The sequence below is a fragment of the Pontiella desulfatans genome (genome assembly GCF_900890425.1).
Classification (GTDB): domain Bacteria; phylum Verrucomicrobiota; class Kiritimatiellia; order Kiritimatiellales; family Pontiellaceae; genus Pontiella; species Pontiella desulfatans.
Genome location: NZ_CAAHFG010000001.1, coordinates 826,565 through 851,509 on the forward strand (window position 1 = coordinate 826,565; position 24,945 = coordinate 851,509).

Sequence of the window (24,945 nt, forward strand, 5' to 3'; positions counted from 1 at the left end):
TTGCGTAATTTCAAGCCGATGGAATTACGCGGGTTTCCACCCGTAATTTGTTTTAAACATGGGGTGGCCTTGACTCTGTTTTGCGCTCTGTTAAATATAGGACGTTTTTTGCTCTAATTGGCGTTGTAAAACAAAGGAGAAATTCAAATGGCTCAGAAAAAATATGTCTACTTCTATGGTGTTTCGAAAGAACTCACGGAAGGCGATAGCAGCATGAAGGCAATTCTCGGCGGCAAGGGTGCCAACCTGGCCGAGATGGCAAACGCAAACCTCCCCGTACCGCCGGGTCTCACCATTTCAACCGAAGCCTGCGCATACTACTCCAAGACCGGCGGCAAATATGCCCCCGAAATGGAAAAGCAACTCAAGGCGCAACTCAAAAAACTTGAAGACAACATGGGCAAGAAACTCGGCGATCCCAAGGACCCGCTGCTCGTTTCCGTCCGCTCCGGCGCAGCCGTCTCCATGCCCGGCATGATGGACACCGTCCTCAACCTCGGCCTGACCGATAAGTCCGTCCTCGGCTTCATCGAGCAGACCGGCAACGAACGCACCGGGTGGGACTGCTACCGCCGCTTCATCGACATGTTCGGCGATGTGGTCATGGGCCCCTACACCGGCCTGACCCACCACGACTTCGAAGTCGAGCTCGAAGCCATCAAGAAAAAATACAAGGCCGCCGAAGACACCGACCTGACCGCGGAACAGCTCAAGGAGCTGACCGAGGTCTATAAGAAGGTCTACCAAAACAAGGTCAAGAAACCCTTCCCGCAGGATCCGGTTGAACAGCTCGATCTCTCCATCCGTGCCGTCTTTGGTTCGTGGGGGTCCGAGCGCGCCGAGAAATATCGCCAGATCAACAAGATCAGCGGCCTGCTCGGCACCGCCGTGAATGTCCAGGTGATGGTCTTCGGCAACATGGGCTCCCAATCCGGCACCGGCGTGGCCTTCACCCGCGATGGCGGCACCGGCCACAGCAAGCCGATGGGCGAATATTTGGTCGATGCCCAGGGCGAAGACGTGGTGGCCGGCATACGTACGCCGAAGCACCTCGACGACATGCCCAACGAGGAATCGCCCATCTGGAAAAAGGCCTATGCCGACCTCCAGAAAATCATGGCGCGCCTCGAAAAGCACTACAAGTATCCGCAGGACGTCGAGTTCACCGTGCAGGAAGGCAAGCTCTTCATGCTGCAGACCCGCAATGCAAAACGCACCGGCCTGGCCGGCGTTCGCTGGGCGGTTGAAATGGCGACCGGAATGGATTTCTTCACCGGCGAAAAACAAGCGAAGATCCTCAACCAGAAGGAAGCGCTCATGACGCTTTCCGGCGACGACCTCGAACAGCTGCTGTTCCCGATCTTCGACATTGCGGCGGAGAAGAAGGGCAAGGTGCTCACCACCGCATTGCCTGCGGGCCCCGGCGCCGCCGTGGGTAAAATCGTCTTCGAAGCCGCCGAGGCCGAAGCGGCCGTGGCAAAGAACCCCGACGAGAAAGTGATCCTCGTCCGCCACGAAACCAGCCCGGAAGACGTGGGCGGCATGTGGGCGGCGCAGGGCGTCCTGACCTCCACCGGCGGAATGACCTCCCACGCAGCGGTGGTTGCGCGTGGCTGGGGCAAGTGCTGCATCTGCGGTGCGGGCGACCTCAAGATCGACTATGCGAAAAAGACGGTCGGCATTGGTGGCAAGCTCTACAAGCAGGGCGACTGGATCAGCCTGAACGGATCCACCGGTATCGTCTACGACGGCCAAATCCCGACCCAGGTCAGCCCGGTGGTATCCGCCGTCGTCGACGGCAAGGCCTCCGCCAAGAACGACCCGATCTACAAAATGTACGAACAAGTCTCCAAATGGTCGGATTCCAACCGCACCATCAACGTGCGCACCAACGCCGATACGCCGAAGGATTCCAAGGCCGCCCGTTCATTCGGCGCCGAGGGTATCGGCCTCTGCCGGACCGAGCATATGTTCTTCGAGGGCGACCGCATCTGGGCGATCCGCGAGTTCATCCTGGCCGAGGACGAAATATCCCGCAAGTCCGCTTTGGCCAAGTTGCTCAAGCACCAGCAGAAGGACTTCGAAGGCATCTTCAAGGCCATGGACGGCCTGCCGGTCACCGTGCGCCTGCTCGATCCCCCGTTGCACGAGTTTGTGCCGCACACCAAGAAGGACCAGCAGGAAATGGCCAAGCGCCTCGGCGTTCCGCTGAAAAAGGTGACCGAACGCGTGCAGGAACTGCACGAATTCAACCCGATGCTCGGCCACCGCGGTTGCCGCCTGTCGATCACCTTTCCGGAACTCTGCGTCATGCAAACCAAGGCCATCATCGGCGCCGCCTGCAAGGTGGCCAAGCTGAAGAAGGCGGTCAAGGTGCTTCCGGAAATCATGATTCCGCTCATCGGCACCAAGGCCGAGCTGGACTTCCTCGAAAAGATCGTCCGCGAGAATGCGGAAGAGATCATCGCCAAGACCGGCTCCAAGGTAACCTACCTGGTCGGTACCATGATCGAAATCCCGCGGGCCGCCCTGACGGCCGACGAGATTGCCGAAACCGCCGAGTTCTTCAGCTTCGGCACCAACGACCTGACGCAGATGACCTTCGGCTACAGCCGCGACGACATCGGCACCTTCCTGCCGGATTATCTCGGCGAAAAGATCCTGCCTTCGGATCCGTTCCAGCATCTCGACCAAACCGGCGTCGGCCAGTTGGTCAAGATCGGCGTCGAGCGCGGTCGCGAAACCCGTCCGGGCCTGAAGTGCGGCATCTGCGGCGAGCACGGTGGAGACCCCGAAAGCGTGAAGTTCTGCGTGAAGGCCGGCCTCAACTATGTGAGTTGCTCGCCGTACCGTGTTCCGATCGCCCGTCTGGCCGCCGCGCAGGCAGCCATCAAGGGCTAGCCGTTCCACGCGAATGGATGAAAAAAGCCGGGGCCATGCGCTCCGGCTTTTTTCATGGGTGCGCCCGGCGTCCGCGCCGGTGCCTCTTTCGGCGGAGTTAAAGGGCCGCTTTCAGCGCCCGGATGAAGTCCGGGCTTGTACCGCAGCACCCGCCGATAAAGTCGGCGCCGGCGTCGAGCAGGGGCGTTGCATAAACCGCGAAATCCGCAGCCGTGGTCTTGTAGACCGTTTGGCCGTTCACCATTTGCGGCAAGCCCGCATTGCCCTTGATCCAGATCGGCAGGTGGGTCGCGGCCTTCATGCGCGCGGCCAGCTTAACGAAACCCTCGATGCCCTGGCCGCAGTTGGAGCCAATGATGTCGGCGCCCGCCGCGGTCAGCTCCTCGGCCGCCTGTTCAACGGTGGTGCCCATCATGGTGCGGTCGAGGTCGGCCCCCGAGTCGTAGATCATCGAAACACAAACCGGCAGGCCGGTTTCCTTGGCGGCCTTGAGCGCAAGGATTGCCTCCTCAAGGTCGGCCATGGTTTCCACCACCAGTCCGTCGGCTCCGCCGGCGGCCAGCGCCTGGGCTTGTTCCGAGAACGCGGCGAACAGTTCGTCTTCTTCGACGTCGCCCATCATGAGAATCTTGCCCGTGGGGCCCATCGAAGCGAAGACCAGCGCCTGGTCGCCGGCGGCCCGTTTCGAAATCTCCGCGCCAAGGCGGTTGACCTCCGCCACCTGGTCGGCCAAGCCATGGCGCTGGAGGGTGAACGACGTGCCGCCGAACGTATTGGTGATGATGATGCGGCTTCCAGCCTCGACGTAGGCCTTTGCGACGGCCTCCACGATCTCCGGTTTTTCCAGGTTCAGCGCTTCGGGCGATTCCCCTGGCTTCAACCCCTGCTTCTGTAGTTCGGTGCCCCAGGCACCGTCGATCAGGACGGGCCGTTCGTTCAGTAGTTTTTCAACGGTCGTGTGCATAATGAGGTTCCTCTGTTCCAATGGTTGCGGCAACATAACCCATACCCCGTTGCGAAACAACCGCCGCTTCCAAGGATTTCGCTAAAGCCTTGTTTCACAGTTCCCCATCCGTATACTCCGCCGGACTGTTTTAAGTCATAGGCGGACAATCGATGGAAACAAATACAATCGCAGGAGTGGAATTCAGTCCCGAAATGGCCGATGGCAGCGTCACCTTCAAGGTGCGTCCCTGGTGCAAGCCAGCCGACTATTTCACAGTCAGGTCCGGCGTCACCATTCCGTTCCCGCAGCGCGGTGTGCATCTCACGAACATAAGGAAGGGTAGGCTCCCATGTACAAAACGGTAAACGATGTCGATTGGGCCAACTGGGATCCGGTCACGGTGGCCACCTTGATGTTTGTGATCAAAGACGGCCAGATCCTGCTCATCCATAAGAAACGGGGGTTTGGCAAGGGCAAGATCAACGGCCCCGGCGGCAAACTCGAACCCGGTGAAACCACGGAAGAGTGCGCCATCCGCGAAACGCAGGAGGAACTCTGCATCACCCCGACCGGCGTCGAATTCGCCGGCGAGCTCCATTTCCAGTTCACCGACAACAACTCCATCCATGGCTATGTCTACACCGCAACCGGTTACGAGGGCGAACCCACCGAAACCGACGAAGCCGATCCCCTCTGGTGCTCGATCGACGAGCTGCCGTTCGAGCACATGTGGGAAGACGACTCCACCTGGTTCCCCCACATGCTCGAAGGCCGCCCCTTTTCCGCCCGCTACATCTTCGACGGCGACCGCATGCTCGACGCCGTCATCGACCTGCTCTAGTTTCACACCTGCGCAGGGGTGTGAGCATGGGCAATCCGGGATCAGCCCTCAAAATACCATTTAACGCCGGTTTTTGTCGTGCGCCGGAAGGCTTCCAAGCACACTTGCGCAAGTGTGCTTGGCGGGGGGTGCCGCATCTTTTTAGGGAATGCGTGCAAGATTCCCGCAGGTTCTGCGTATATGGTTTCAAAGGTACCGATGCGAAATCTTGATTCCAGCGAAACGCTTGCCCGCTACCAGACGCGCGAAAGCCTGCTGTTGCGTTTGAAGGACAAGGCCGATGAATATGCGTGGCGCGAGTTCCACGCCATCTATGGGCGCTTGATCTTCGGCTATTCCCTCCACTACGGCATTGGCTATGCCGAGGCGGAGGATATTGTGCAGGAGGTGTGCATCAAGGTGTTCCGCCAGATCCTCCAGTTCGACTACGCGCCGGAGCGCGGCCGGTTCCGGGGATGGTTGAAGACCATCACGCGGAATACGGTTGTGGACTATCTGCGTCGCCGCCGAAGCCGAACGAACACCAGCCGCGAGTTTCGCGAGTTGAGCGAGCTGGAAGCCGAATCCAGTGCGGAAGCCGACGAGGAACTCTGGCGAATGGAATGGCGCAAGGCGCTTTATGAAACCGCGATGGAGCGGGTGCGCAAAAGGGTGGGGGAGCAAACCTTCCGGATTTTCAACGAGCATGTGTTGGGGCAGCGCCCCGCGGATGAATTGGCCGATGACACCTCGATGGATGTGGGTTCCATCTATTCGGTGAAACACCGCGTCCTGAAGTACATCAAGCAAGAGGTGAAGAATATCCTGGAAAACGAGTGAGGTGGTGCGATGAAGCAACATGAAACCAACAACGACGAACTTTCGGACACGCAGATCATCAAAACCCTTCAGGATGCCGCCGACTCCGGGGATGTGTTTGCCTCCACCCGCGAGTGGAGCCTTGAAAAAATGCGTGAGTCCATCAATTCCCGTGGCGACTATTTCGACCGCAACGGAGCCGTGGTGTTTGAACTGGAGGGCCGGGAGGTTTTCCGAATCAGCGTGAACAGCCTGCCGGTCACCATTGGCAGTGGCGAATACGCCGACTTCCGCCTCGATTATGCCGGGATTTCCCGGGTGCATTGCCGGTTGGTGGCGGTTGGGAATTTGGTGCGCATTTCCGACGACCATTCCAAGAACGGCGTGCGGTTGAATGGGAAAAGCATTGAAGCCGAAGATTTGTGCGATGGCGATGTGCTCCAGCTCGGCACCGTGCAACTCCGGGTTGGCCGCGTCTGAATCTTTTATGGTTGAGAAAGAAATCGATTGAATATTTTTCGTTTCTTTGGGCTTGGTTTTTCTTAGGGTCTGTCCATGGCTGAATGGCGACAGGGGGACTTGGGGGATTGGGAAGCAACGCTTACCCTCTGGCAGGAAAATATTCCAGTGGATGCCACCTCCGAGACCTCCCTCCGCGCACCGCGAAAGTCCGTTGCTTTGTTAGATGGCCGCATGCCCGGCAGCCGTAGCCTTAGGAAGGATTCCGCCGGACGGAATGTTGATTTCCTGTTGGGGGAACGGCTGGGTTCCGGCGGGATGGGGGTGGTCTATACCGCCAAACAAACCCTCTTCGATCGACAGGTGGCCGTGAAAATGGCCAAGCCGGGGCGGCGCGGGCAAGCCGCCGCCGATGCGCTGATGGCCGAGGCCGTGGTGACCAGTCAGCTAGAGCATCCGAACGTGGTGCCCATCTACGATCTGGGGATCGATGAAGACGGCAACCTTTTTTACGCCATGAAGGAGATGCAGGGATTCCCATGGTCGGACCGGATGCCGGGAAAGAGCCTCGATGAGAACCTCGATATCTTGCTGCGGGTGGCCGACACGATTTCGTTTTCCCATTCCCGCGGCATTCTTCACCGCGACCTCAAACCCCACAACATTATGCTCGGCGAGTTCGGCGAGGTGATGGTGATGGACTGGGGCGCATCGTGCGCCGTGCCGGACTCCGGAGCCCATGGCGTCTGCCCGGCGGATTCTTCCTATTGCGGTACGCCGGCCTACATGCCGCCGGAAGTCGCCCGGGCCGATGTGAACCGAATGGGGACGGGGAGCGATGTCTATCTGCTCGGTGCCATGCTCTACCAGATTATCGCCGGCCACCCGCCGCGCACCGAGCCGGATCCGTTGCTCTGCCTGTCGCTGGCCGCTGAAAACCATATCGAACCCGTGGAGGCTGGCGGCGAGCTGCTTCAGATCTCATTGAAGGCAATGGCCACTGCGCCCTATGACCGCTACCCGGATGTGCGGGGCTTCCAGCAGTCAATCCTCGACTATCGCTCCCATTCCGAAAGCCTGCGCGTGCTCGAAAATGCCAAGGCCAACCTGAAACAGGCGAAAGCCAACCAGGACTACGACCTGTTCAGCCGAGCCATTCATGGGTTCCGCGAGGCCTTGGAGCTGTGGCCGGAAAATCCCGATGCCCCGAGCGGTCGCACTGCGGCCGAACTCGACTATGCCCGTTGCGCGTTCGATAACAACGACTACGAGCTCGCCCAGTCCCTGCTTGATCCCGCGGATCCCGTCCACCGGCAGTTGCTTGATCTGGTCGGCAACGCCATCCACGACCGCGATGCCCACAAGCGGCGCAACCGAAGGCTGCTGTTTGCAGTCCGTCTATTCATCGTCTTGTTCCTGGTTCTTTTCGCCATCGCCTTCTTCATCGTTCGCAACGAGCACCGCAAAAACCTCGCCACCCTCATCGGCGCGCACTATGGCGAACAAAACTACGAAGCCACCGTCGCCGCCTTCTGGGAATACCACGACCGCTATGGCATGGATTCGCTCGACCACGAAACCCTGCTCGATGTCCGCATCGCCGCCAACATGAACCCGTGGCGTGGTGAAATTGAGACCGGCATCGAAAACCCGCTCCGCATCATGCCTGCTGCCGAATCCAACTGCGTCTGGGTCGTTGGCGAAAGAGAGCTGAAGAAAATCAGATTACATCCTGAAACCGGCTACGATTCTCAAACGACCGTTGCCATCCACCACTACAAATTCGGCAAACACCTCCCGCCGGGCCAGGTGGTCGAATCCATCCAACTCCCCTTCGCCCTCGCCACCGGTCAGGCCATCCACGAGAGCCCCGACGGCACGCTCTGGGCGGGCAGTGGATCGCTGGTTTGGCGACGGAGTTCCGGTGGGTGGGAGGAAGCGTTGAATATTGCCGAACTGGACATTTCACCGCTGTCGCCGGACTTTGAAACCGCCGATGATTCCAAGCGCGACGCGTATCGCGAATGGATGGAACGCGAGGGGCGAACGCTATCCGTTACGGGGATTATCGCGAACCGAAGCCAGGACAGGGCTGCTGTGGCGCTCGGCCGGGGGGCACTATGCTGGATCGATGTTGAAAACAAGAAGTGCCTAGGGTGGTTTTTTGTTGGTATGGAGTATGGGGAAGAGTGGTTGGACTATCGGGAATCCGAACTCAACAAAGCCGAGCCGCTTCGCAACAATCCGCTGTTGGTGTTTTCCCCGGAAGAGCAGTGGTTGCTGTATCGCGAAGGATATTGGCAGAGAAATGTTTACGCCATGGAACTTCCGCAATTCCTTCGGAAAAAATATTTTCTGCAAGGCGGGACTGAATGTCTTGATCTGGTGTTTCCGAACGAACGGCGGTGCTGGGGGGTGCTCTCCCACGGACGTTCGGTTTTTTCGCCCACGGTTTCGGCCCTGTCCAAATATTGGGGCACCTATACGCCCTGGTTCCCGATCCAATGGCGCGTATGCGATTTGTTTGAAAAGCGAAAGCTGCCATCCCTGAACTGGAGTACGGTGGCGCTCGCTGCCGATGGTTCGGAATGTTTGACCATCGATAAAAAGGGTTCCCTGTTTGCTGGATCAACCATCGAGGGAACGGGGTTTGATCTTGGCGCCAAAATCTTAAAGCGGGAGTGGGCGGACAGTGCAATTGAACCGGGCGGGCAAGGCCTTTGCCTGGCAACCGACGGCTCGCTGCACGTCTACCATCTTCACCGCCATGCCGTGGCGGAGCTGGAATTGGGGGGCTTTGTGGTGGATGTTAGCAGCGGATACCATCCGGATCATTGCTTTGCCATTGTGGAAAAGCCGCACGGGAAGAACGATGTGGTCGAAATTACGGGAATCAGGTCTGCTGCACCGCAGGCGCGGATCATGGCCACCAACAGCGCGGCCGCCAGGATATGCTGCGACCCCCAAGGCCGGTGGTTGGTTGCATTGGAACCCCATGGGTTGCAGGTCCTCGATTTGAAAACCGGGGCATCCGTCGTTTCGTTGGATAGCGGTGTCAGCTCGGTGTGTCCGGTTCGGTTTGATGAGGCGGGTGAATACCTTGTCGTGGGTGGGGACTGGAGTAGTTCACGCATCCTCAAGACCGGTTCGTGGAAGATTGTCGATCAGGCCACAACGCATGAAGCAAAAGAGCACGTTGAGGTTCATGGTGGAACCATCCTGGAAATCCATAAGTATCGTTTAAGGTGCCGGCCCATCGGGCAAACCAACTTGGTGTGGAAGGTTCCGGGCGGTCGTTCGTCAAAATGGATCCTGCCTTACACCGATCCGGAAACGGGGCAACTGCGGTATTGGCACCAGGACGGATATGATCGTTTCGAGAACTTTGATGCATCAACCGGTGAATTCCATCCCGGCAGACAGGAGTATTGGCGGATGAAGGGTTCCCGTGTTCCGGTTTCCAACGCGAAAGACAAACACGCATTGCTTCCCCTGGAAACCGGACAGCTGGAAATCATCCTTAAATCGGATCTGTATCCGCTGTTTGATTCCAGTTTCTTGAAGCACGAGGTGGAGAGAACGGCGATGGATTCCGAGACGGTCAAGGTGGAGAAAACGGTGATGAATTCCGATGCATCCACGGCGGTTATGGCAAACGGCAGCAGCTTGGTGCTCATGAATCTCGACGGAGCGCTATGGCCTCGGGCAACGGAAGAGACGCCGGTGCACTATGTTTCCCCTAACGGATTAGGACTCTGGCCCTATGCTTCGTGGGCAACCGCCGCCCGAAGCCCCCACGCCGCAGTGGCTGCGGCAGACCAGGGCGACGAGGTGGTTTTTGACCGGGGGGTGTTCCAAATCAACCAAAAGATCGACGTGTGCAAGCCGTTGACCTTGCGCGGTCGCGACGGGGCGGAATCGACTGTAATCGATGCGGGCGGAAGCGCTCCGGTCTTTGAATTGATGTGGATTGACGGGCCATGCCGCATTGAGGGACTCACCCTGACGGGCGGCAGCAGCTGGGGCGGTGGCGGGCTTCTTTTCCGGAATTGCCGGGATTTCGTGGTGAGCGGCTGTGTGTTCGCAACCAACACGGCCGGAAATGGTGGGGCGATCGATGTGGTCATGGAGACGTCTCTCAAAGCCGGCGTTTCGGACAACGATTTGCTGGCTGCGGGAAAAGCCGTTCAGGACGACTTCGGGCTCATGATCATCTCGAACTGTGTTATCCGCGGAAACCACGCGGTTTATCCGGGGGGAGGGATCAATTTTGTTGACGAGGCCCATGTGAACAGCCGGCTCCTGATCGTCGATTCGGAGATTTCAGGTAATTCCGCTGGTGCGGGTGGCGGTGGGATCCGCGCCGACCATAAAAGCGCTGGAGGACGGGTGGAGGTGGTCGATTGTCGGATTTCCGGCAACACCGCAAAATCAGGGGGTGGCGTGTGCGTTACGGGTTTCAAGGGGAACACATCCATCAGCAACACCGTTTTCACAGGAAACAGCTCCGGCAAAGGGAAGAATGTGGTTGGCGCGAAACTGATCGACTGCACCTTTTCTCCCTGAACCCTCCAATCCTTGGAGGGCGACGCTTTGTCGGAGCCGTTCCAAGCACTGGCTCGGACGGAGCCTCGCCCTCCAGCTAAAAAAAACGGTTCTCCGTATAATTTTGTGGTGAAAGATCCCTTTCAAGCGGCTCAGAATCCGCTCATCTGGAATTTTTTGGCAACGAATGTAGGAAAAGCAACGAATGATTCGGCGGAATGGATTCGCTATGGATACGGTTCCCGGGCATAGACCAGCATTTTTCCTGTCTTTAGCCTCCGTTTTGGAAAACCGGAATCATCCCAGTCCATTGGATTCGTTGCTTTTCCTACATTCGTTGCCAACAGTCTTCATGGTTCCAGTCGTTGCAAAGCCGCACCATGAAAATATTCGAAGAGCCAAAAAACGCACAAAATCACGTATAGTGTGAAAGGAATTCAGCGCGCGTGCGTATGGGGTGGTATAGGGCAGGTGGGATGCCATCCGGGAGAGCCGCCTCCTCCGCCCGTGAATCCATGAATGGGAGTTGGACTATGAAGATCCGGGGAATCAGTAAACGTATATTGCTCATGCTTGTTGGATTTTGCCTGCTGGGGTTGTTGGCCGGCTGCGGGGGCGACGACGATGGCGGCGGGGGTGGCAGCAGTGGCGACGGTTCGGCATTGGTCGGGACTTGGAAGTATACGGAAGATGCGTCAGAGGGACGGTATGCCGTGTTTACCTTCAATTCCGGTGGTTCGTATGACTATGAAGCCTATGCTTATCATAACTTGATCATGGGTGGTAGCGGCACCTGGGTTGTGAACGGGAACAAGTTGATTTTGGATGGCTTTGACGAAGCAACCTACTCGATCAGCGGCGACACGTTGACCATCGTCTATTCCGATAGCGGCGATTCGATGGTCTGGAAACGGCAATAACCAGGAGAGCGATCATGAAAAAGAATAGTAATGGATGGACGAGACGGTTGGCGGTGGCATTGGTTTTGATTGGCTCTTCCGTGATGCTATCGGGATGCGGGGGCGACGATGGCGGTGGCGACGGGGAGTTTGTCGGATCGACCTGGAGGGTTACCGATGAAAATGGTCAGTCGGCCGATTTCACGATCGAGGATGGTAGCAGCTTTAAGCTGGTGATGAACGACTCGGGGCGCAGTGGAAGTGGAACCTACACGCTTTCCGGCGAAAAGATCACCTTTATGTTCCTGGATGCCGATGGAAACGACTGCGAATTTACCGGAACCATTTCCGGCAATACCATGAAAGGAACGTGGACGTGCACGAACGGGAGATCCGGCACGTGGCAAGCCACCCGGCGGTAACTAAACCCAGCAAAGGAGACAACAGATGAACAAGTGGACACGACGAATGGTATGGGCGGCGGCGATCATCAGTGTATTTGCCCTGTCGGGGTGCGGTGGCGATGACGGTGGTGGCGACTCCAACGGTATTGCCGGAAGATGGGTTGGCGACTTTAACAACAAGGAAGCTTCCCATTCCTTCGATGCAACCTTTTCGGGTTCCGGCAATGTCGATTTACAAAATGGGCCCGATAACTGGAATGCAACGATCACTGTTTCCGGTTCCGAGATTCAGATCAACTATTCGTATTATGACGATGAGTACGACGAGACGGAAACCGGTACCATTTATGGCACGCTCTCTTCGGATAAGAAAACGATCACCTTTAGCAGGGTAACCTTCTGTCGACCAAGCGAAGGCAATCACGATTGGGACGCCTGGGGAACCATCCAAAAGCAGTGACGCATGGTTTTCGGTAGGGTATCTTTTGTTTAAATTTGGGTTCTTCGTGGAATTTTGTGGGGATAAATGTGCCAACGGTACAACACAATTTAGCATGGGGCGAAGCCCTATGGTTCGGGGCATCCCCTATTTCTGCCCTGTAGGGGCAGCACAACAGCCGTCTTGTGTTGCCCATTCAGGGCAAATATTTATCTTTCGCCAGACCCCTTGGACTGCGTCCAAGGCTAAGTTGTGTTGTGCCGTTGGCACATGAGCCATGGATTGCTCCCATAAAAATCTACGTAGACCCGTCATACCAAATTAAACTGATTCGTTTTTTACCACGGAGGGCACTGAGGCGCAGAGGAGCGGGGTTGCTATAGTTCTCTGTGCCTCGGTGTCCTCTGTGGTGAGACCATTCAAGTTAAGTTCCTATCAGTCCAATGCGACAAGTTAAACCGAAGTTGCGGTTTGATTCGCTGCGCCAGGCGGTTGTTCGGAAGGTAGAACAAGCGTCCCGCTTGTTTCCCGCACTGGAAAAGCAAGCGGGACGCTTACTCTACATCATTTTGGCGAACCCCCGTCAGTATACCCCTTTCATATACGAACATGATAAATGTGTTAATGGTGATATCTTTGCTCAACAAAAATAAATAAATAAAAAATATCACAACCCGTGAAAGGAATTCCAGATGGCTGCGTATAGGGGGTATAGGGCCAGTGGGATGCCATCCGGGAGAGCCGCAACCCCCGCCCGAAAACCAAAACCGAAGGGAGTATTGCCATGTGGGGAAAACATCATTGGAATAAATCAGCGGTGGTCTTGGGTGCCGCATTGCTGGCGGTTATCGCATCATCTGTGGTCGTTCAGGCGGCCACGATTCCTCCTCCATATCCTGAGGGAACGTGGACATCGGCGGGGAATCCATATTATGTGAGTTCGGATATTGAGATACAGGTAGGCAAGACCCTAGTCATAGAGCCTGGAGTAGAAGTAGTTATGGGCCCTGGGGTTCAAATGCTTGTGAATGGGCAACTTAATGCTGTCGGAACTTATGATGTTCCTATTACTTTTAGGGGGGTCACTGATTCGAACTATTGGAACACTATCCGAATAAACTACAACCAGACACGATCCGAAAGTAAAATTGAGTATTGCAACTTTTCCGATTCATCGAATGCGATATTTCTACACGTCGATAGTATTGGAGTTTCCGAAATGGAAATCCAAAATTGTACCTTCAAAAACATAATAGGTAGTGGGGTTTATTCATACATAGTTGGCAATAGTTCTACACAGCCACCTCATTGTATTGCGAAGATAAGAAACTGTAGGTTCGAAGAGCTGAATTATGGTTGTTACTTGATTTCCGAACATTACTATCACGTGGCATTTCAGAGTTCGGTTGTTGAAGGCAATATATTCAGTAATAGGGGTATTCACTTCGCTGGACTAGACCCACATGTTGTGGTACACACGTTTCATGGAAGCGTATCCAAAGGATCTGGAAGAATTGGAACTGAACTTTTCAAGTGAAGAAGCATGTCGCGACTATCTTGCATCATTGCGATGGCCGAACGGCTTCCTTTGCCCGGCCTGTGGCCATGGGGAGTCGTGGCGACTGGCAGACGGCCTTTTCAAGTGCAAGAAGTGCAGTCGTAAAACATCTGTAACCTCGGGTACGATCTTTGAGGGCACCCGCAAACCGCTGGCGTCCTGGTTCAGGGCGATCTGGTGGGTGACAAGCCAGAAGAACGGAGCCAGCGCCCTGGGACTGATGCGCGTTCTCGGCCTCGGAAGCTACAAGACCGCATGGACGTGGCTGCACAAGCTCCGCCGGGCGATGGTACGTCCGGGACGGGAAAGACTGACCGGAACCGTGCAGGTGGATGAAACCTTCATAGGCGGCACAAGGCCCGGGAAACGGGGGCGCGGAGCCGAAGGTAAGACCCTTGTGCTGATCGTGGCGCAGGAGAATGGTAAGGCCGTCGGTCGCATTCGCCTTGTAAAAATACCCGATGCCTCATCCAAAAGTCTTGAAGGGGCCATCCGAGAAACAGTTGATCCGGGTACGCAGGTGAAGACGGACGGGTGGAAGGGGTACAATGGTTTGGGAGCTTTGGGCTACGACCATAAAGTCGTTCGGAAATCCGAGGATGTTGGCGCGAACCTGCTCCCCCTTTGCCATCGAGTCGCCAGTTTGCTTAAGCGGTGGCTTGGCGGAACACATCAGGGCGCAGTAAGTCACGAGCATTTGGCATACTATCTCGACGAATACACGTTCCGCTTCAACCGGCGCACTTCCCGCTCGCGGGGAATGCTGTTTTACCGTCTGCTACAAAATGCAGTCGCTATGGAACCCGTTCGGTTCAAGGAAATATCCCTGTCGGTCAGGGGAAGAAACCACAAGATACAGACTTAGTCCAGCGAAGTGAATACCCCTATTCAGTAATATTTATTCTGATGCAATATGTGTTGATTACCATCCCAGCCATCCGAATGCACAGGGAACTCCAACAATCCGAAACAATGTGATTATTGATTGTGGTGGTGGAGTGAATATTCGGCATAATAATTTCGATACGGAAGTGATTAACAACATCTTTGTAGCGTGTTCAAATGCTGTTTCTCGTCCTGGGCCATCCACCGGAAATGTTAATAACCAAGCAGTTTACTACAATTGCTTTTTCGGCAATCTAACAGACTTTGTTAACTATCCTTCCACGTACGGACAAATCTTGATCACGAATTACAACGGCGATCCATGCGACCTGTTGTTCAACATCTTTCTCGATCCGCAGTTTACCAATGTTGTTTATGACGGAGTAAATGATCCATTCCATCTAGGAGCTGATTCCCCCTGCATCGATGCTGGCGATCCTTCAATCTTGGATTATTATGACCCGATCCTAGGTGGCGAAATATCCGACATGGGGGCGTATGGCGGAGAAGAACCTGGGGCAGGAGTTCCGCCGTCGCCGCCGGTGATTATTGCGCAACCGCAGAGTCTGTCGGTGTTCATTGGGCAGGATGTAACATTTGCGGTTGAGGCGGTTGGTTATGACCTCTACTACCAGTGGTATTTTGGCGGTTCCGAGTTGGCGGGCGAAACGAGCGATACGCTGGAGTTGCTGTCGGTCGATTATGACGATGCGGGCAACTATTATTGTACGGTATCGAATGTGTATGACGTGGTGAACAGCGCGACCGCCAACCTGCGGGTGACGGAGATCGGGCTGGACATCATGATGCACGCTGGGCTGCACATGACCAACCTGGTGGTGGGCACCAACTATTCCGTGCAATGCGTCTATTCGCTGACCGCCACCAACTGGGTCGAGATCGACAACTTCGAAGCGGCGTTCGACAACGAAGTCTGGTTCGATCCGGAACCGGCGAACCAGGCGTCGAAATTCTACCAGGTGAAATCGCAACCGTAGAAGCCATGTGGTGCAGGCATTCCTGCCTGCCCAGCACCCGCGCGGAAATTGGCAGCTAAGCAACGCGAAGGCGTGAAGGACAGGCAACTTTGCTTCTTTGCGTCTTGCGGTCACAACCTCGAAGGAGCAACGGGGAGTTAAGCAAAATGATTATGAGCAAAATGTTGAACTCTCAATCATTTCAGTCGAAGCCAGCATTTGACCCACTTCGTTATTTGCTTTGCAAACCTTACTGTCGCTCAGCAGGTCACGGATGGTTTGTTTTTAAACGTAAAATGGTAGGTCGTGAGAAAGCAGGAATTCATCTTCCCCAAAGCGCGGGTCTTTCCCTTCGGGGGGAGGCCCGTTGCTTCGTGGATTGCAACCTATATGCGGTAACGAAACCCAACAAAGGAGACAGCAGATGAACAAGTGGACAAGACGAATGGTATGGGCGGCGGCGATCATCAGTGTATTTGCCCTGTCGGGGTGCGGTGGCGATGACGGTGGTGGTGGGGACAACGGAGAATTGAGGGCGGACTTGATTGGAACGTGGAAAGTAATGCCCGACAACAATCCAACGGGATTCTATTATATCAACACCTACCATGACGATGGAACGACGCTATCGGAAGAGCATATCCCCGGTGATCCGGTGGAAATCTATCAAGGAACCTTCACCGTGTCTGGCAACAAGCTGCATCTGGACTGGGGAGGCGGAGATACCTATACCACTACCATCTCCATTGATGGCGACACCCTTCGGGGAACGGATATGGATGGTGGCACCTTTACGGGCATCCGACAGTAGATCGCTAGGTTGCGCCCTCCCGACTTTCTGCTAGTCCGGAGGGCTTGTTTGTGGATTACCTTTTTATCGTGTGACGCCGCACTCAATATTTTTTTCTTCCTACACAATAATCCTGTCATCCCATGATCCTGTCCAATTTCCCATCTTCTGGATGCCGTTCCATCGGCCAAGCGGTGAGGGCACCGCGTCGACGTAACAGGACGAGTCCAAGCCGCCGGTGGAGTCCACATCCATGTATCGGTTGCCGGCATTCGGGCGCAATGGCCTGTTAAGCGAAGAACTGGGTTAATGTGTGAATGGTGATAACTTTGGATATGCAAAAAAATGGAATAAAATAGCATGCATCATAAAAGGAAATCACAGGGTGTGCGTATTGGGTAGTGTAGGGCGGGTGGTGTGTTGCGAGGGCACCGTTTCCTCATCCGAGAGATACGACGCAAGGGAGAGAAGGTATGATGAGTAATTCTGGTAAATGGACAAGATGGCTGGCCATGTTGCTGGTGGTTTGCTTTGTGGAACTGTTTTCGGGATGCGGCGACGAGGAACACCACGACCCTGTTGATGAGCGTGTTGCCGGAAGGTGGCAGGTCGAATGGAAGTTCAGCACGCAAGTCGATTATTTTGTCCTCAATTTCACCAACGGGGATTTGGTTGGTTTGGAGTTTCCCGAAGGAGGTTCGGGGCAGGCCGAATACCACCTGACCGGAGACCAGATAGGAATTTACTATAACTACGACACGCTCATGACGGGTGTTGTTAGTGGTGGAACCATGTCGGGGACGGTTGAACTTAAAGGTGGAAACAACGGCGGCACATGGACGGCCACCAGGATTTCCAATTAACAGGAAAGGGCGGAGCGATGAAAAAGTGCGGATGGATGGTTCTGTTGTTGGGGATGGCAGTGCTGTCGTCGGGATGCGTGAGCGGGCGGAAGGTGCGGTCGGCGGAAAAAATGAAGAGTTCAAACCCGATGCGGAATATTGCGATTTTCGGCGGGGGGCGGGTGTTCTATCCGAGACAGATGGGCATGGGGGTGTTGTTGTGCTCAACGCAGACCGACCGGGCGATCAAGGCCTTGCTGGCGCAGACGACCACGGCGTTCCAGATGAAGGGCTACAGCGTTGTCCTCGCGCAACCGGCGGGCATCGGGTTCTTCGATACAGCGCATAGGGATTATTGGGCCTATAGCGATTTGGAAGGGAACAGCCCAAAGGTGCGTCATGATACGGAGGTTCCGGTTTATGTCTATCCCTATGTAAAAACCCGCCCGGATTTGGAGCAGGCGCTGCGCAAGCTTTATCGTGGGCTGAACGACGGGCATCGGTTCGAACCCTCGGTGGACGACCTTGCGGTTGTCCGGAAATACACCGGCGCGGACACCGTGGCGCTGGTACGCATGCGAGGAATCGAGTACACGGCTGAACGCAAGGTGGGTGTCGCCATGTTGGGCGTGGCTGCCGCTGCGTTGGGATCGTATAACTCATCCACTCCCAAGGAAACCACCGAGGCCATTGTAGTATGCATGGAGGTGGCAACCGGCGAGGTTCTCTGGCAGTCGGGAATGTGGTTGCAGACCGTTCCCGCCAAGCCGGATCCGCTCTTAATGATCGAGTTGCTGGAGCCTTTGCCCAAGGCCGGTTATGCGATTAATCCAAAATATGTCAATTAGGATAAGAATACTTCCGTATGAGCAAGGATGTTGATTTTCTTGACGGGCTTTGTTGAATCGTTAGGCTGTCAGTCACGTTCCGGTGCAAGCCGCCGCTCCGGATGAAATGGCATAATGGCGGTCGAACAGGGAAAGGATACGGGGATGAGAATGAAAGCATGGATTGGTCTGTTGATGGCAATGCTGGTGGTTGCCTCGGGGTATGGTGCGGAGGAGGAAAACCAATGGGATTTCGTGGTTGGGGCGAGTTTTGTTTCCAAGGACTTCTTCGCCGATTCCGACGAGATATTCAACGACTATGGCTGGCTAGGGGTTAGCTTGGGCTTTGAACATTGGGTGGGTCGGAACATCTCGGTGCGCGGGAGTTGCGACGTTCTTTTCAGTGGTGACGACTACGATTATGCCGATGGCTCCTACATGAATACCATGGTGGTTCCATCGATTTACGGACAGTGGTTTTTTGCCGGGGACAGGTTGCTGTATCTCTCGGTTGGCGCGAGCATTGCGTTTCCGTTTACCAATAGCGATTATTTCGACTATTCCACCGGTGGTTTTGGCGCCGGAGGAGGCCTCGGGGTGGCATTCCTTGATGGAAGGCAAAAGGTTGAGATTGGCTACTTTTATTTGCCGGTCAATGTCGAGGCAACTGAGTCCGGGATAATCGACGACTACAACTTTGGCGGCCCTATGATTCGTTACTTCGCTGGGTTCTAGGGCAAGGCACCAAAAACAGTAGCCACGGATAATCCCAGCGCAGATTCTCAGCAACCGAATTTAAACCCGAAGACACAAAGCACACCAAGTTTAGTGTTCTTGGTGTCTTGAGCGCCGAGCGAAGCGAAGATAATTTGCGGAGCAAATAGTGGCGGAGCCACGGTTCACCGGGTGTTTAAAACATTCTGGAAAACAAGAAAATGTCGGATTGTAGTACGGAATAACACAGAAGGAAGGAATCCGTGTGGGTCGGTGTTCATCTGTGGCTGTGGGCAATTCCGGTAAGCGGCGAAGTTTTTCTGGAAACTCGTGTAAGATTCTCGCATGGCGTGCGTATAGGGGTTTTACATACGTTATGGAAACGACGGAAACCAGCGAACTGTTATCGGCCTACCACACGCGGGAAAGCCTGCTGCTGCGCTTGAAGCAGGGGGAGGACGGCGTGGCGTGGCGGGAGTTCTACGAAATCTACGGTCGCCTGATTTTCGGGTATTCGCTCCACTACGACATCAGCCATTCCGAGGCGGAGGATATTGTGCAGGAGGTGTGCATCAAGGTGTTCCGCCAGATTATCCGGTTCGACTATTCGCCGGAGCGCGGCCGGTTCCGTGGCTGGCTCAAGACCATTACGCGCCATGCGGTGGTGGACTACCTCCGCCGCAAGAACAGTCGTCAGAAAACCTCGAAGGAATACTGGACGCGGTTGGAGCAGGAGCTGGATGCCAAGGCGGCGGTGGATGAGGAAATCTGGCGGTTGGAATGGGAGAAGGCGGTCTATGAAACCGCGCTTGAACGGGTGCGCAAGCGCGTGGGCGAGGCGACCTTCGACGTGTTCAAGCGCTATGTGCTCGACGACCAGTCGGCGGTGGAGGTTTCGGAGGAGACCACGTTGGATGCCAACGCCATCTATGCCGTGAAGCACCGCGTACTGAAATTCATCCGCCAGGAGGTGGCGGATATTCTCGAAGACGAGTGATTTTTACAGGACGATGGATGACAGGACTATTTAACAATGGCGATTGCGGGAATAGTCCTGTTATCAATAGTCCTGTTTGAAGGCGGAGTTCGGCTTCGCTGTTCGAAGGATTGAGAGGTGATGGAATGAATGCGGATGCACAGTGCAGGAATCTTTCGGACAACCAGATCATTGAGCGGTTGCAGGATGCCGCCGAGGCGGAGGATGTGTTCTCGGCAACGCGGGAGTGGAGCCTGGAAAAGATGCGCCTTTCGATCCATTCGCGCGGCGACTATTTCGACCGGCAGGGTCTGGTTTCTTTCGAGCGGGATGGCAACGAGGCGTTGCGTGTTGAATTGAGCAGCATGCCGGCCACCATCGGACGCGGGGAGAAGGCCGACTGCAAGCTCGATTTCGGAGGGGTATCCCGCCTGCATTGCCGGTTGGAGCGGGTTGGCAACCTGGTGCGCATTTGCGATGCCGGTTCGAAGAACGGAACGATCCTCAACGGAAAAAAGATTGATTTCGAGGATCTGTGCGACGGCGACGAACTCCAGCTCGGCTCCGTTCTCCTGCGAATCCGGCGCGCATGATCGGAAACATTTCTTTTAGTCCCTCTCTATTCAAATGCTATCATGCTTGCGAAGGATTTATTCTACAGAAGGACGCAAAGTGCGCAAAGGAAACAAATACCATGCTTCGCGAACTTTGCGTCCTTCTGTTAAAAAATGGTTCCGGTTCTGTCGGGTTAGGCTCATAACGAATCTGTAGTTATTGACGTTCATTTGCAGTTTTCTTTTTCTAAGGTTTGAATATGGATGGAAGTGATCAGAAATGGGATGCGGATGCAACAGTGACCCTGTGGCAAAAATCGGTTCCCGCCGGTGCCTCTTCCGAAGATTCGATCCGCACCGGCTACGATACCTTTTCCTCGGTTGGCAAAACCAAACCCCGGCTCCGGACGCTTGAGCCGCGGGCCGAGGATGAACCCGATTTCGAGCTGGGCGAAAAGCTCGGCTCCGGCGGCATGGGCGTGGTCTATTCCGCCAACCAGACCGCCTTCAACCGCGAGGTGGCCGTCAAGATGCTCAAGCCGGATCGACAGGCATCGGCCGCGGCGGCCGACGCGCTGATGGCCGAGGCGGTCGTGACCGGCCACCTGGAGCACCCCAACGTGATTCCGGTCTATGACCTCGGCGTCGATGCCGAGGGCAACCTGTTCTATGCCATGAAGGAGGTGCACGGCGCCCCGTGGTCGAAGCGGATGGCCACAAGAAGCCTCGATGAAAACCTCGACATCCTGCTGCGCGTGGCCGACACGATTTCGTTCGCCCATTCGCGCGGCATCCTCCACCGCGACCTCAAGCCGCACAACATCATGCTCGGCGAGTTTGGCGAGGTGATGGTGATGGACTGGGGTGCATCCTGTTCCACCGAAATCGGGACGGGGGCACAGGCATCCGATTCCTCGTTCTGCGGCACGCCCGCCTACATGCCGCCCGAAATGGCGCGCGGCGACCTGAACCGGCAGGGGGAGGGCACCGATGTCTACCTGCTCGGCGCCATGCTTTACCAAATCATTTCCGGCCATCCGCCGCGCCTCGAAAAAGATGCCGTGCTCTGCATCAACCTCGCTTCGGAAAACCATATCGATCCGCTCGGGCAGGAGGGCGAGCTGGTGCGCATTGCCCTCAAGGCCATGGCCACCCTCCCGACCGAACGCTTTCCCCACGTCCGCGACTTCCAGCAAGCCATCCGCAACTACCGCTCGCACTCCGAAAGCCTGCTGCTGCTTGAAAACGCAAAGGTCAGCTTGGCAAGGGCCCGGCAGGAGCAGGACTACGATTTGTTCAACCGCGCCATCTACGCCTTCCGCGAGGCGCTGGAGCTGTGGCCGGAAAACGAGGAGGCCGAAACCCTGCGCCTGGAAGCGGTGCTGGGCTATGCCCGCTGCGCGTTCGGCAACGCCGATTTCGAACTCGCCCAGTCGCTGCTCGATTCCGGCAATGCGACGCACCGCGAACTGCTGGAGCTGATCGCCAAGGCCATTCGCGACCGCGACGCCCACAAGCGACGCAGCAAACGTTTCCTGCTGATTGCCCAGATTCTGGGCGGCTTCCTCCTGCTATTGTTCCTTTTGGCCTTCCTGCTCATCCGCGTCGAGCAACGCAGAACCGCCGACCAGCACCGACAGGGGCTGGCCAACCTGATCTCCGCCTATTATGGCGAACAAAACCATGAAGCCACCGTGGCCACCTTCTGGGAACTGCACGACCAATACGGCATGGACACGCTCGATCCCGAAGCCCTGCTCGATGTCCGCGTTGCCGCCGCCATGAATCCGTGGTGCGGCTCCATTGTAACGGGGATCAATGAACCCGTCGGATTGGCCCGCGCTGCGGAGATGGATTGCGTGTGGGTTGTCGGGGGAGACCGTATGGCGAAAGTCCGAATTCAACCGGCGCAGGGCTATGAACCGAAGAGCATGGTTGGCATCCATGAATACTGTTTCGGCAAGAGGATGGCTCCCGGTGTGGTGGTTGACGAAGTTGGGTTGCCGTTTCCTCCTGCAGGCAGCGCTGCCATGCATGAGGGCGCTGACGGAACCCTATGGCTCGCCAGCGGTTCATGTATTTACCACCGGATAGGCAATGGATGGAAGGTCGTCCTGGATGCCGGCAAGATCGACTACCCGCCGCTTCCGGCCACCTACAACATCGAACGGAAGCAGGTCGAGGAATGGATGGGGTCGGCCGGCCGGTTGCAGCCCATCACCGGCATAGTGTTGAATCATGGCCAGACCCACGCTGCGGTTGCCTTGGGCAACAACACCGTCGGATGGTTTGACCTGGAGAACAAACGGTGCCTCGGGTGGTTGGCGGTTGGGCATGGTACCCGCTATGGCGAATTGCTGGATGGCGGCGAGCCGGGGGATGTGGAACTCGCCCTCTCCCCGGACGAAACCCGGCTGGCCTACAAGCCTCCCGTCAGGGGCGAATCATTTGTGTTCTCCTTTGAACTGCCTTCCATGCGGAGAGATTGCTACGTCTATAATCGGGACTATCCGATCCAGTCGATTGCGTTCGCCGGCGGGGACGACGACGTACGCGGGATTACCATGGATGGCTTCGTGTTCTCACCCGATGATGAATACCGGGCGGCCTTTTCAACCTTCTTTAAAGGCCCCGACGCGAAAAACCACGTGCGGTGGGGGAGGGAGCGTGCCGATGTTCGGGAGTTGCACCAGTCCGATATCGCGTTTGCATCGTTTTCGCCCCAGGGCGGCCAGTGTTGCACGCTCACCGAAGACGGACTGCTGTATGTCGGCGGCGCGGGAGGGGAACCTGGCTTTGAATTGGTCCGGCGCATTGTGGATCACGATCCGGCAGCTTGCCTCCTTATGGAACGGCGGAAGGTGGCTCTGCTCTCATCCGATGGGCAAGTCCACGTGTACGACATGCAGGACTATGCATTATCCGCCGTTGACCTTGGCGGGGATGTCGAGGCGTTGTGCCGAACTCCCGAGGCGGGGCGGGTGTATGTGCTGGAAAACGATGGGCAAAAAAAGACGGTTCGCAATGTAACGCTTCGGGACAGCGGTGCGTGGTCCACCGATCCCCTGATCGATTGGGATTGCTCCTTTATTTGCGTGGATTCCAATGAAAAATACCTGGCCTGCCTGGAAGGCCAGACCACCGCCGTTTTCGAGGTCGAATCCCATAAGCTGTTGCATCGGTTCAGGGTCGAGAGCGGCGAGCCGCCCTCGGAAGCCGGTTTCGACGCTACCGGTCGCTATTTTTACATTGGCGCGGGAATTGATGCCGGCTGGCGCAAGGGAATGCGGCTCTTCTCCACCGCAACGTGGGAAGAAATACTCGCGCGCCCCCACGGGGGCAAAGCCCGGTCGCAGTTCAACGACATTGTGTTCGACCGGTGTGGCGGATCGACGCGGTTCCTGTTTCTACATCCCTCCCCTAAAATATTCGGTTCCTATTCCATCGGCGTGGACGGGCAAGCCCCGGTCGAGAACTGGAGTGTGGATACGGGGAGCACACCTACTGCAATCATTCCCTTCTTGGATCCCCGCACCGGAGAGCAAAGCTACTGGTGCCAACTTTGGTTCAAGCAATTCCAGCAATACGATGCCGGCACCGGGGAGGCATCGCGTTTCCAGACGCATTGGGTCCGTACAGGGCTCCGCCACCCGGAATTCACCGCATCGGATCCACGGGTTGTGTTCCCCATGGAGGACGGCCGAATGCAGGTGGCACTGAAGCAAGACCTCTACCCTGTCTTCGACCCCCGCGCATTGGCTCCAAAGATCGAACGTGCTGTGCTCAGCACCGACGCCACCCGTCTCTACCTGCTGTCCGACGGAAAGCTCTATTGCATGCAGATGCCGGAAGCACCATAAGAACCATTGCATTCCGAATGGCGATCCATTTGCCGAATGTCCAAAATTAAACAGAATTCCACATAAGATTCTCGGATGGGTGCGTACCTTGTTGTCGAAGCAAGGGAGGTGTTCCGCCGCCAAGGAGGGCGGCGGCATCTGGGCGAACGCCAACGGCTCGGACTGCCTGGTGACCAACACGCTCTTCAAGGGCAACCGCGCGGGCGAATCCGGCAACGACGCACAAAACTGCACCGTGGAAGCCGGCCCGTAGCGTGGATATCCGATCCGCGTTTCCTGTTTTTTTTCATCTCCCGTGTAAGATTCCCGGATGTGGTGCGTACTTGTTTGTAGATGCGAGGGAGACGGGCCATGGTGATTCAGGTGATTAAGGATGTGGTGAGGCGGTTCGATGCCGCTTTGGCCGGATATGGCGAATGCCGCGGGCAGTTCCGGATTACGGACGTGGATGGAAATCCGTTGGGCGGGGTCGAGGTGAGCTACCGGGTGGGGCATTCGGAGTGGATTCCGTGCGGGCGAAGCCGGAAAAGGTTCAAGAGTTCGCGGAATTATTGCCAATTGTCCACGGTGTACTATCGCATTGGGGAACCGGTGGCGTGGCGCTTTTCGAAACCCGGCTACACCGATAAGCAATTGATCCGCTATACGGCGGGGACGGAGTTCGATGTTGAATTGAACTCGGTCGCCATGACCCGTTGCGCGATCGCCGATGCCTAGGTGGCCTCTATCC

At 56.2% G+C, this 24,945-nt stretch carries 21 protein-coding genes; 20 read left to right on the forward strand and 1 reads right to left on the reverse strand.

The genetic code is table 11. The features are described from left to right. Positions 1-147 precede the first annotated feature (147 nt). Positions 148-2,901, forward strand: coding sequence for a pyruvate, phosphate dikinase (gene ppdK, locus E9954_RS03100; protein WP_136077776.1), 2,754 nt, complete (start codon positions 148-150; stop codon positions 2,899-2,901). Positions 2,902-2,998: 97 nt separating this feature from the next. Here the strand turns inward: ppdK and E9954_RS03105 are convergent, their stop codons facing one another. Continuing rightward, positions 2,999-3,865, reverse strand: a complete 867-nt coding sequence (locus E9954_RS03105) for a homocysteine S-methyltransferase family protein (protein WP_168441921.1) — start codon at positions 3,863-3,865, stop codon at positions 2,999-3,001. Positions 3,866-4,196: 331 nt separating this feature from the next. Here E9954_RS03105 and E9954_RS03110 point away from each other — a divergent pair, with 331 nt between their 5' ends. From E9954_RS03110 to E9954_RS03195, 19 genes are all read left to right on the forward strand, one after another. Next, positions 4,197-4,688 (forward strand): 8-oxo-dGTP diphosphatase, encoded by a 492-nt coding sequence (locus E9954_RS03110; RefSeq protein WP_136077778.1) that lies wholly within the window; start codon positions 4,197-4,199, stop codon positions 4,686-4,688. A gap of 180 nt (positions 4,689-4,868) precedes the next feature. Continuing rightward, positions 4,869-5,507 (forward strand): RNA polymerase sigma factor, encoded by a 639-nt coding sequence (locus E9954_RS03115; RefSeq protein WP_136077779.1) that lies wholly within the window; start codon positions 4,869-4,871, stop codon positions 5,505-5,507. A 9-nt stretch (positions 5,508-5,516) separates the two neighbouring features. Next, the gene (locus E9954_RS03120) at positions 5,517-5,966 is read left to right on the forward strand and encodes an FHA domain-containing protein (protein ID WP_136077780.1); all 450 of its coding nucleotides are present in this window, start codon (positions 5,517-5,519) and stop codon (positions 5,964-5,966) included. Positions 5,967-6,041: 75 nt separating this feature from the next. Continuing rightward, a complete protein-coding gene (locus tag E9954_RS03125; RefSeq protein WP_136077781.1) occupies positions 6,042-10,511 on the forward strand; it encodes a protein kinase domain-containing protein in 4,470 nt (1,489 codons plus the stop codon). 512 nt (positions 10,512-11,023) lie between these two features. Next, positions 11,024-11,410 (forward strand): hypothetical protein, encoded by a 387-nt coding sequence (locus E9954_RS03130; RefSeq protein WP_136077782.1) that lies wholly within the window; start codon positions 11,024-11,026, stop codon positions 11,408-11,410. Positions 11,411-11,424: 14 nt separating this feature from the next. Beyond that, positions 11,425-11,811 (forward strand): lipocalin/fatty acid-binding family protein, encoded by a 387-nt coding sequence (locus E9954_RS03135; RefSeq protein WP_136077783.1) that lies wholly within the window; start codon positions 11,425-11,427, stop codon positions 11,809-11,811. Between the two features lie 25 nt (positions 11,812-11,836). Beyond that, a complete protein-coding gene (locus E9954_RS03140) occupies positions 11,837-12,253 on the forward strand; it encodes a hypothetical protein (RefSeq protein WP_136077784.1) in 417 nt (138 codons plus the stop codon). A gap of 763 nt (positions 12,254-13,016) precedes the next feature. After that, entirely contained in the window at positions 13,017-13,769 is a 753-nt protein-coding gene (locus tag E9954_RS03145) for a hypothetical protein (protein WP_136077785.1), read from the forward strand. Further along, positions 13,717-14,655, forward strand: coding sequence for an IS1595 family transposase (locus E9954_RS03150; RefSeq protein WP_136077625.1), 939 nt, complete (start codon positions 13,717-13,719; stop codon positions 14,653-14,655). The genes E9954_RS03145 and E9954_RS03150 overlap by 53 nt, the downstream gene beginning before the upstream one ends. A gap of 316 nt (positions 14,656-14,971) precedes the next feature. After that, complete coding sequence (locus tag E9954_RS03155; RefSeq protein ID WP_136077786.1) at positions 14,972-15,673, forward strand: immunoglobulin domain-containing protein; 702 nt, start codon at positions 14,972-14,974, stop codon at positions 15,671-15,673. A 403-nt stretch (positions 15,674-16,076) separates the two neighbouring features. Continuing rightward, positions 16,077-16,463 (forward strand): hypothetical protein, encoded by a 387-nt coding sequence (locus E9954_RS03160; protein WP_136077787.1) that lies wholly within the window; start codon positions 16,077-16,079, stop codon positions 16,461-16,463. Positions 16,464-16,915: 452 nt separating this feature from the next. Then, positions 16,916-17,305, forward strand: coding sequence for a hypothetical protein (locus E9954_RS03165; protein ID WP_136077788.1), 390 nt, complete (start codon positions 16,916-16,918; stop codon positions 17,303-17,305). 17 nt (positions 17,306-17,322) lie between these two features. Then, positions 17,323-18,132: a hypothetical protein gene (locus tag E9954_RS03170; protein ID WP_136077789.1), complete on the forward strand. Its 810-nt coding sequence runs from the start codon at positions 17,323-17,325 to the stop codon at positions 18,130-18,132. Between the two features lie 150 nt (positions 18,133-18,282). Then, the gene (locus E9954_RS03175; RefSeq protein ID WP_168441922.1) at positions 18,283-18,846 is read left to right on the forward strand and encodes a hypothetical protein; all 564 of its coding nucleotides are present in this window, start codon (positions 18,283-18,285) and stop codon (positions 18,844-18,846) included. Positions 18,847-19,201: 355 nt separating this feature from the next. Further along, the gene (locus tag E9954_RS03180) at positions 19,202-19,822 is read left to right on the forward strand and encodes an RNA polymerase sigma factor (RefSeq protein ID WP_136077791.1); all 621 of its coding nucleotides are present in this window, start codon (positions 19,202-19,204) and stop codon (positions 19,820-19,822) included. 125 nt (positions 19,823-19,947) lie between these two features. Then, positions 19,948-20,394, forward strand: coding sequence for an FHA domain-containing protein (locus E9954_RS03185; RefSeq protein WP_136077792.1), 447 nt, complete (start codon positions 19,948-19,950; stop codon positions 20,392-20,394). A 221-nt stretch (positions 20,395-20,615) separates the two neighbouring features. Next, positions 20,616-24,215 carry a protein kinase domain-containing protein gene (locus E9954_RS03190; RefSeq protein ID WP_136077793.1) on the forward strand — a complete coding sequence of 1,200 codons (3,600 nt, stop codon included), beginning with the start codon at positions 20,616-20,618 and terminating at the stop codon, positions 24,213-24,215. 91 nt (positions 24,216-24,306) lie between these two features. After that, on the forward strand, positions 24,307-24,468 hold the full coding sequence (locus E9954_RS32240; protein ID WP_168441923.1) for a hypothetical protein: 162 nt from the start codon (positions 24,307-24,309) through the stop codon (positions 24,466-24,468). A 98-nt stretch (positions 24,469-24,566) separates the two neighbouring features. Beyond that, positions 24,567-24,932, forward strand: coding sequence for a hypothetical protein (locus E9954_RS03195; RefSeq protein ID WP_136077794.1), 366 nt, complete (start codon positions 24,567-24,569; stop codon positions 24,930-24,932). Positions 24,933-24,945: the final 13 nt, after the last annotated feature.

Bases quoted from the DNA above. Each gene is read 5' to 3' on its own strand.
- ppdK (WP_136077776.1), top strand. From the start codon at position 148: ATGGCTCAGAAAAAATATGTCTACTTCTATGGTGTTTCGAAAGAACTC.
- E9954_RS03105 (WP_168441921.1), bottom strand. From the start codon at position 3,865: ATGCACACGACCGTTGAAAAACTACTGAACGAACGGCCCGTCCTGATC.
- E9954_RS03110 (WP_136077778.1), top strand. From the start codon at position 4,197: ATGTACAAAACGGTAAACGATGTCGATTGGGCCAACTGGGATCCGGTC.
- E9954_RS03115 (WP_136077779.1), top strand. From the start codon at position 4,869: ATGGTTTCAAAGGTACCGATGCGAAATCTTGATTCCAGCGAAACGCTT.
- E9954_RS03120 (WP_136077780.1), top strand. From the start codon at position 5,517: ATGAAGCAACATGAAACCAACAACGACGAACTTTCGGACACGCAGATC.
- E9954_RS03125 (WP_136077781.1), top strand. From the start codon at position 6,042: ATGGCTGAATGGCGACAGGGGGACTTGGGGGATTGGGAAGCAACGCTT.
- E9954_RS03130 (WP_136077782.1), top strand. From the start codon at position 11,024: ATGAAGATCCGGGGAATCAGTAAACGTATATTGCTCATGCTTGTTGGA.
- E9954_RS03135 (WP_136077783.1), top strand. From the start codon at position 11,425: ATGAAAAAGAATAGTAATGGATGGACGAGACGGTTGGCGGTGGCATTG.
- E9954_RS03140 (WP_136077784.1), top strand. From the start codon at position 11,837: ATGAACAAGTGGACACGACGAATGGTATGGGCGGCGGCGATCATCAGT.
- E9954_RS03145 (WP_136077785.1), top strand. From the start codon at position 13,017: ATGTGGGGAAAACATCATTGGAATAAATCAGCGGTGGTCTTGGGTGCC.
- E9954_RS03150 (WP_136077625.1), top strand. From the start codon at position 13,717: ATGGAAGCGTATCCAAAGGATCTGGAAGAATTGGAACTGAACTTTTCA.
- E9954_RS03160 (WP_136077787.1), top strand. From the start codon at position 16,077: ATGAACAAGTGGACAAGACGAATGGTATGGGCGGCGGCGATCATCAGT.
- E9954_RS03165 (WP_136077788.1), top strand. From the start codon at position 16,916: ATGATGAGTAATTCTGGTAAATGGACAAGATGGCTGGCCATGTTGCTG.
- E9954_RS03170 (WP_136077789.1), top strand. From the start codon at position 17,323: ATGAAAAAGTGCGGATGGATGGTTCTGTTGTTGGGGATGGCAGTGCTG.
- E9954_RS03175 (WP_168441922.1), top strand. From the start codon at position 18,283: ATGAAAGCATGGATTGGTCTGTTGATGGCAATGCTGGTGGTTGCCTCG.
- E9954_RS03180 (WP_136077791.1), top strand. From the start codon at position 19,202: ATGGAAACGACGGAAACCAGCGAACTGTTATCGGCCTACCACACGCGG.
- E9954_RS03185 (WP_136077792.1), top strand. From the start codon at position 19,948: ATGAATGCGGATGCACAGTGCAGGAATCTTTCGGACAACCAGATCATT.
- E9954_RS03190 (WP_136077793.1), top strand. From the start codon at position 20,616: ATGGATGGAAGTGATCAGAAATGGGATGCGGATGCAACAGTGACCCTG.
- E9954_RS03195 (WP_136077794.1), top strand. From the start codon at position 24,567: ATGGTGATTCAGGTGATTAAGGATGTGGTGAGGCGGTTCGATGCCGCT.